Source organism: Nocardia takedensis NBRC 100417 (assembly GCF_000308695.1).
Taxonomy (GTDB): Bacteria; Actinomycetota; Actinomycetes; order Mycobacteriales; family Mycobacteriaceae; genus Nocardia; species Nocardia takedensis.
The window spans coordinates 99,561-107,103 of the sequence record NZ_BAGG01000064.1 but is presented as its reverse complement, the minus strand read 5'-3'; the positions used below and the strand labels follow the sequence as shown (position 1 = coordinate 107,103).

The following is a 7,543-nucleotide window of genomic DNA, read 5'->3' as shown; positions in this document are numbered from 1 at the left end:
AGCACCGAGTCGAGGTCGACCACGGACTCGATCGCGGCGCGGATGTCGAAGGCGCGCAACCGGTCCTCGGGCACCACGTGCCGGGCCAGACGCGGATCGGGGGCCTCCCACCGCGCGGCCTCGCCCTGGAAATAGGTCAGGTAGCGGCGCGCCAGAGCCACCGCGTCGGCTTCGTCGGCGGCCGCGAGGTGCACCACGCCGTTGCGGCGCTGCACCTGGATCGGGCCGATGTCCTCGGGACGGAAGACGCCGAGTCCGCCGCCTTCGATCATCGCCGGACCACCCATGCCGATAGTGGCCTCCGGGGTCGCGATGACCACGTCGCACATGCCCAGCAGCGCGGCGTTGCCCGCGAAACAGCGGCCCGAGGCGATCCCGATCAGCGGGACCCGGCCGGAGAGTTCGGCCATCGCACGGAAGGTGGTGATGTCCAGACCGGAGATGCCGCCGTGGTCGGTGTCGCCCGGTCGGCCGCCGCCGCCCTCGGTGAAGAACACCACCGGCAGTCGCTGCTCGCGGGCCAGGTGCAGCATGCGGTCGGTCTTGACGTGGTTGCGCATGCCCTGTGTGCCCGCCAGCACCGAATAGTCGTAGGACAGCACCACCGCGCGGGTCGCCTCCGCGCCGAAGCGGTCGGCGTTGATCGTGGCCACGCCCGCGATCAGACCGTCGGCGGGCGTGTTGGCGATCAGGTCGTCCAGGCCGCGGCGCGAACGCTGGGCGGCCACGGCCAGCCGCCCGTATTCGACGAAACTGTCCGCGTCGATCAGGTCCTCGACGTTCTCGCGGGCCGTGCGCCGACCCAGGCGGTGGCGTTTGGCGACCGCTTCCGGGCGCGCCGCGTCGGCGGCCAACCCCTGCCTGCGCAGCACCTCGGTCAGGTCGGGGCGCAGCGCGTCGAGGTCGACCGCCGTGACGTCGACCTCGACGTTCTCGGTGTCGGCGGGCTCCCAGATCAGCACCGGCTGCCGGGGATCGACGGTGTCACCGGGACCGACCAGGGTCCGCCTCACCCGCAGCGACCGCTCGGCGCGCAGTACGTGCTGCATCTTCATCGCCTCGAGCACCGCGAGTTCCGCGCCCGCCGCGATCACCGCGCCCGCCGCGGCGACGGTGACGACCGTGCCGCCCATCGGGGACCGGTGCGCGTATTCGTCCTCGGCGAGATCGACCGACGGGGCGGGCGCGGGCGCCGGGAGTTCGTCGCTGTCACGTTCGGCGGCGGCCACCAACTCGCCCACCCGGGACTCGAACCAGTCGGTGGTGACGAACTCGACGTCCGCCAGTTCGCGCACCAGCGCCCGCAGCACTCCGAGATTGGTGTCCACCCCGGCCACGACGGTCTCGGCGAGTGCGTCCGAACATCGGCGCAGCGCCGCGGCGTGCGTCGGCCCCGAGGCGATCACCTTGGCCAGCAGCGAGTCGAACCCGCTGCCCTGGCGCACGCCCGGCGCGGCCGCGGTGTCGACTCGCACCCCGACCCCGGTCGGCGCCGCGAACTGGGTCAGCGTGCCGCTGCCGGGCACGACATCGCCCGCGGCGGTGAGGATCTCGGCGTTCACGCGGGCCTGGACCGCGCACCGGCCCGTCGGCACGAGGTAGGTGTCCAGGTCGAGGGCGGCCAGATCCGCGCCGCCCGCCAGCGCGAATTGCAGGCCCACCAGATCCAGTCCGGTGACCTCCTCGGTGACGGTGTGTTCGACCTGCAACCGCGGATTGACCTCGAGGAACCACGCGTTCGCGCCGCTGACCAGGAACTCCACCGTGATCACGCCCCGGCAGCGCACCGATTCGGCCACGGCCACCGCGTCGCGGTGCAACCGTTCGCGCAGCGCGGCCTCGAGTGCGGGCGCGGGGGCGACCTCGAGGAGTTTCTGGTGGCGGCGCTGCACGCTGCAATCCCGGTCGCCGACCGCGACCGCGGCCGTGCCGTCGGCCACGATCTGCACCTCGATGTGGCGGGCCGCGGGGACCAACGCCTCGGCGTAGACGGTGTCCTCGCCGAATCCCGCCGCCGCCTCGGCGCGGCAGCGGTCGTAGCTCTCGCGCAGCAGGGCCGGATCGCGCACCACCCGCATCCCGCGTCCGCCGCCGCCCGCGGCCGCCTTGACCATCACCCCGTCGGGATAGCGCGCGAGCAGCGCGGCCACGGCGTCGAAACCGCCGCCCGCCGCGCTGGCCGGAACCACCGGCACCCCGGCCAGTTCGGCGGCGGCGCGCGCCGCGACCTTGTCGCCGAACACCCGCAGCACCGCGGGCCCCGGGCCGAGGAAGGTCAGGTCGGCCGCGGCGCACGCGCTCGCGAATTCGGCGCTCTCGCTGAGGAATCCGTAACCGGGATGGACCAGCGCGCCCGGGCCCGCCTTGCGCGCGGCCGCGACCACGCCCGCCACGTCGAGGTAGGCGGCCGGGCCGCGACCCGACAGTTGCACGGTGTCGTCGGCCAACCGCAGGTGCGCGGCGTCGGGTTCGTCCTCGGTGTGCACCGCCAGGGTCTCGTAACCCCATTCCCGGGCCGCCCGGAGGACCCGGACGGCGATCTCTCCCCGGTTCACCACTGCCACGCGCATAGCAGCCAGTCTCGTTGACATTGACGTCAACGTCAACCACGATGGGCGGGGTGACCCACTCCACCTGGGCGGTACGTGCCGCGCGCGAACGGTCCGACACCGACCGCCACCGCGCCCTGCTCGACGCCGCGGCGCGGGTCTTCGTCCAACGCGGCTACACCGCCACCACCGTCGCCGCCATCACCGCCGCTGCCGGGGTCTCGCGGGCCACCCTGTACGTGTACTTCGCCTCCAAGGAGGAGATCTTCCAGGCGCTGGCCCTGCGCGTCCGCGACGATTTCCTCGCCGCCCAGGAACCCGGAGACGCCGTCGAGGACCCGCGCGACATGCTGCGCGCCACCATCGAGTCCTTCGCCGAGGCCGTACGCGCCGCTGGCCCCCTGCTGCGGCTGATCGAGGAACGCGGCGCGGTCGACCCGGCGCTGACCCCGCTGGCCGAGGAGATCGCCGAGCGCCCCATCCGCCGCTTCGCCCGCTACCTCGAGCGCCAACTCGAGCGCGGCGCGGTCACCGCGCCGGTACCCGTGCGCGTGGTCGCCGAGACCGTCGGCCACACCCTGACCCGCGGCGCGCTGGACCGCTCGCACGCCTCCCCCGCCGCGTTCGCCGAATACCTCGACCACATCCGCATCGTCGCCGAAACCCTGCTCGGCCTGCGCCGATAACGTACCCGCGGGTTGGAATCACGCTGGTCGCAACCGGTGACAGCCGGTAGTCGGGGACGCAGCATGGAAAATCGCTGTCCCCCCGGCCCTCCTGAGAGGAGCGCACCGCGATGAGTCTGTCGTTCCACTGGTTCCTGCCCACCTACGGTGATTCCCGCGGTCTGATCGCGGGCGGTCACGGCACCTTCATGTCCGGTGACCGTCCCGCCTCGCTGCGCTATCTCAACCAGATCGGGGCGGCCGCGGAGGACAACGGATTCGAAGCGGTGCTGACCCCCACCGGGGCTTGGTGCGAGGACGCCTGGCTGACCACCGCGATGATGGTCGAGACCACCGAGACGCTGAAATACCTGGTCGCCTTCCGCCCCGGCCTGGTGTCACCGACCCTGGCCGCGCAGATGTCGGCCACCTTCCAGCGACATTCGCGCGGACGGTTGCTGCTCAACGTCGTCACCGGCGGCGAACCCCACGAACAGCAGGCCTACGGCGACTTCCTCGACAAAGAGCAGCGCTACGCGCGCACCGGGGAATTCCTGCACGTGGTCCGCGAACTGTGGACCCGCACCGACCCGGTCGACTTCGAGGGCGAGCACCTGCGGGTGCGCGGGGCGCTGCTGGCCAACCGTCCCGACCCGCTGCCGCCCGTCTTCTTCGGCGGGTCCTCGGCCGCGGCGCTCCCCGTCGCGGCCCGCTACGCCGACACCTACCTGACCTGGGGCGAACCGGTCCCCGCCGTCACCGCGAAACTGGACGCGGTGCGTTCGCAGGCCGTGGACCACGGCCGGGTCCTCGACTACGGTCTGCGCGTGCACGTCATCAGCCGCGACACCGCCGAGCAGGCGTGGGCCGAGGCCGATCGCCTGCTGGCCGGCATCGATCCCGCCGACATCGCCCGCGTGCAGGCGAATCTGGCGCGCAGCGAATCCGAGGGACAGCGGCGCATGCTGGAGTTGCACGGCGGCCGCACCGACAGCCTCGAGATCGCCCCGAACCTGTGGGCCGGGGTCGGCCTGGTGCGCGGCGGCGCGGGCACCGCCCTGGTCGGCTCGCACGAAGAGGTGGCCGACCGACTGGTGGAATATGCCGAAGCGGGCGTCAGCCATTTCATCCTGTCGGGCTACCCGCACCTCGAGGAGGCGTACTGGTTCGGTGAGGGCGTCCTGCCGATCCTTGAACGCCGCGGACTGTGGCGCCACCCGCACCGCCGGGGCGCGGTCGCCGTGGGCACCCCCTTCGCCACCGCGTCGAGCAGTTGAGTCTCGTAGCGGATCACCGAGTCCGGTTGGGATTCGACACCGAATTCGTTCCGAACCGGCCGTTTCCGTTGCGCCCCGGTCGCCTTTTCGGCACTCTCGTCGGATAGTCACGGCCCGCACCTCTCGGCGGCCGTGCGGAAAGGGGACGGCCGCGGTGTCGCAGGACGAGAAGCAGATCCGAATTCTGATCGAGCGATGGGCCGCGGCGGTCCACGCGGGCGATATCGAGGCAACCGTCGCCGACCACGCCGAGGACATCGTCATGTTCGATGTGCCGCCGCCGCACGAAGGCGTACGCGGAATAGACGCCTACCGCGCGGTCTGGCCGGAATTCTTCGAATGGCAGTCGCGCGGGGCGAATTTCGAGATCGTCTCCCTGGACGTGGAGGTCGGCGGCGATATCGCCTTCGCCTACGCGCTGCTGTTGTGCGGCACCGCCGAGGATTTCGCCGCCGACCCCGCCGCCCGACTGCGCCTGAGCTTCGGCCTGCGCCGCGAACACGGGCGCTGGGTCATCGCCCACGAACACCACTCGTTCCCGATTCCGCCGGTCCAGGGCTGAGATTCGCCCGCCGCCGCATCCGCCGCGATCGCGCACACGATGCAACGAACGCGCGGATGCGGTGACGGGCAACACCTTCCGGCAATTCAGCCGAAGCGGCATCGAGTGCACCGGGGGTTCCACGTGAATCACCGACGAAGGGCTCCCTCCCCGCCCGCCCGAGCGACACCCGGCGTTCACACCCCCGGATAATCCGACATTCGAGACAGCGGTTCTCCCGGGGAGCCGACGCGGAGGAATCGGCGATTGTGTCCGACTCGATCGCGCGACGCCACCGATTTCCCGAGATCCCTCGATTCCGAAATCGTCAACCATCGCGGTGACCATCGCCCGTACGATCGCGATTCGGAAACGCTCGCGATCGACGCCGGGACGGGCCCCTTCATTCCGTTCGCGCGATATCGAGACCATTCGACAATGCCATTCCGATAACGTCGCGCGCCCGCAGACGAGACCGCATCGGAATTCCGCCCACGCGCCCGTGACCTTTTCTTGTCTGGAATCTCGCCGAGCCACAGCGAACACTGAGAAACGCAAGATTCCGGAGAACGAGTCGATCGACACGAAGGATGCGCCATGTCCAGCAAAGCCAAGAGAGCGGCCGCCGTGGCCGCCATCGCCCTGTCGCTGGGCGCGATCGCCGCGCCCGCCGCCTCCGCGGCCACCCCCTCGGCACAACTGCCCGGAGTGACCCAGACCGGTTCCATCGCCATCTGCGTGCCTCTGGGCAGCGTGGTGGTCTGCCTGTGAGCCCGACCACCCCTACCTCGGGATAAACCCCCGGTCAGCGGCATAGTCGGAGGCAAGATCTCCGCCTGATCTAGGCTGGGTCATGGTCTTGTCTCGCCGGCATCTCCTGCGTCTGGGCACCGCCGCGTCGGCGGCGGTGCTCGCGGGCGCCGTCACCGGCGCGAGCGCACCCCACCCCGCGCCCCGCCGGTTGGGCGACCCGTTCTCCCTGGGCGTGGCCTCCGGTGACCCCGCCGCCGACGGCGTGGTGCTGTGGACCCGACTGGCCCCCGATCCCCTGGCACCCGACGGTCTCGGCGGCATGCCCCTGGCGCCCGTCAGCGTCGACTACGAACTCGCCCACGACGAGGCGTTCCGCCACGTCGTCACCCGCGGCAGCGTCCTGGCCACCCGCGAACTCGGCCACAGCGTGCACCCCGAGATCCACGGCCTGCAACCCGACCGCTGGTACTTCTACCGCTTCCGCGCGGGCACGGCGGTGTCCCCGGTCGGACGCACCCGCACCGCGCCCGCCCTCGGCGCGGCCACCGAACGACTGCGCTTCGCCTTCGCCTCCTGCCAGTCCTGGAATTCGGGCTACTTCACCGCCTACGACCATCTGGCCGCCGAGGACCTCGACCTGGTCGTGCACCTGGGCGACTACATCTACGAGAAAGCCTGGATGCGCGGCCGACAGGACGGGCCGCTGCCGCGCAAACTGACCGACGAGGCCGTCGACCTGCCCGGTTACCGCCTGCTCTACGCCCTGGCCAAAGCCGAAGCCCCACTGCGCGCCGCGCACGCCGCGTTCCCGTGGGTGGTCACCCTCGACGACCACGAACTCGACAACAACTGGGCCGGTGACCGACCCGGCACCGGATTCGACGTCCACCGCCTGCCGTGGCTGTACCGACGCCGCCGCGCCGCCGCGTTCCAGGCCATGTACGAACATCAACCACTGCGCCTGGCGCAACTGCCCGCGGGCCCCGCGATGCGCTTGCACCGCCGCCTCCCCTTCGGGAACCTGGCCGAACTCACCATGCTCGACACACGTCAGCACCGCACCGCCCAGGCGTGCGGCGACGGCAACCTGGTGCGCGACTGCGCCGAGCGCCTGTCCGCCGACCGCACGATCCTCGGCGCGCCCCAACGGGACTGGCTCGTCGAGGGCCTCACCCGATCCGCCGCGCGCTGGCAGATCATCGGCAACCAGGTCTCGATGGGGCAGACCGACTACGACCCCGGCGCGGGAACGGTGGTCGGCACCGACGCGTGGGACGGCTACGTCGCCGACCGCGACGCCGTCCTCGGCGCGGCCGCCGAGCGCGGCGTGGACGACCTCGTCGTCATCACCGGCGACCGCCACCAGAACTGCGCGCTCGACCTGCGCCGCGACACCCCCGATTCCCCGGTCGTGGGCGCGGAGTTCATCGGCACCTCCATCACCACCGGTCGCGACGGCGCGGACATGAACGCCACCGGACGCACCCTGCTCGCCGCCAACCCCGACCTGAAATTCTTCAACGCCCAACGCGGCTACGTCCGCGTCGAACTCGATCATCGACTGTGGCGCACCGACTTCCGGGTCGTGCCGTACGTGTCGCGTCCCGGCGCGCCGATCACCACCCGCGCCAGTTACGTGGTGGAGAGCGGGGTTCCCGGCGTGCGAGCGGCGTGGCGGCCCGACGAACCCGTCGACGACGCGAGCGAGAACCTCGACGCCCGCGCACCTGTTCCGCCGGGCGGACGCTGAACCGCGCA

At 71.4% G+C, this 7,543-nt stretch carries 6 protein-coding genes; 5 read left to right on the top strand and 1 reads right to left on the bottom strand.

Going from position 1 to position 7,543, the window contains the following annotated elements; translation table 11 throughout:
* A partial coding sequence (locus tag ON30_RS14120) for an ATP-binding protein (RefSeq protein ID WP_040707352.1) occupies window positions 1-2,570 on the bottom strand: 2,570 nt, incomplete at its 3' end.
* A gap of 50 nt (window positions 2,571-2,620) precedes the next feature.
* Between ON30_RS14120 and ON30_RS14115 the strand changes: the two genes are divergently transcribed.
* The 5 genes from ON30_RS14115 to ON30_RS14100 all read left to right on the top strand — a co-directional run bounded on the left by ON30_RS14115 (window position 2,621) and on the right by ON30_RS14100 (window position 7,535).
* Window positions 2,621-3,235, top strand: a complete 615-nt coding sequence (locus ON30_RS14115) for a TetR/AcrR family transcriptional regulator (protein WP_157183725.1) — start codon at window positions 2,621-2,623, stop codon at window positions 3,233-3,235.
* A 110-nt stretch (window positions 3,236-3,345) separates the two neighbouring features.
* The gene (locus ON30_RS14110; protein WP_040707348.1) at window positions 3,346-4,491 is read left to right on the top strand and encodes an LLM class flavin-dependent oxidoreductase; all 1,146 of its coding nucleotides are present in this window, start codon (window positions 3,346-3,348) and stop codon (window positions 4,489-4,491) included.
* A gap of 154 nt (window positions 4,492-4,645) precedes the next feature.
* Window positions 4,646-5,053, top strand: a complete 408-nt coding sequence (locus tag ON30_RS14105) for a nuclear transport factor 2 family protein (RefSeq protein ID WP_040707347.1) — start codon at window positions 4,646-4,648, stop codon at window positions 5,051-5,053.
* 576 nt (window positions 5,054-5,629) lie between these two features.
* Window positions 5,630-5,803, top strand: coding sequence for a hypothetical protein (locus ON30_RS40125; RefSeq protein WP_169334913.1), 174 nt, complete (start codon window positions 5,630-5,632; stop codon window positions 5,801-5,803).
* A gap of 82 nt (window positions 5,804-5,885) precedes the next feature.
* Entirely contained in the window at window positions 5,886-7,535 is a 1,650-nt protein-coding gene (locus tag ON30_RS14100) for an alkaline phosphatase D family protein (protein WP_051029311.1), read from the top strand.
* Window positions 7,536-7,543: the final 8 nt, after the last annotated feature.

Coding starts and splice junctions, on each gene's coding strand:
- ON30_RS14110 (WP_040707348.1), top strand. CDS start 3,346: ATGAGTCTGTCGTTCCACTGGTTCCTGCCCACCTACGGTGATTCCCGC.
- ON30_RS40125 (WP_169334913.1), top strand. CDS start 5,630: ATGTCCAGCAAAGCCAAGAGAGCGGCCGCCGTGGCCGCCATCGCCCTG.
- ON30_RS14100 (WP_051029311.1), top strand. CDS start 5,886: ATGGTCTTGTCTCGCCGGCATCTCCTGCGTCTGGGCACCGCCGCGTCG.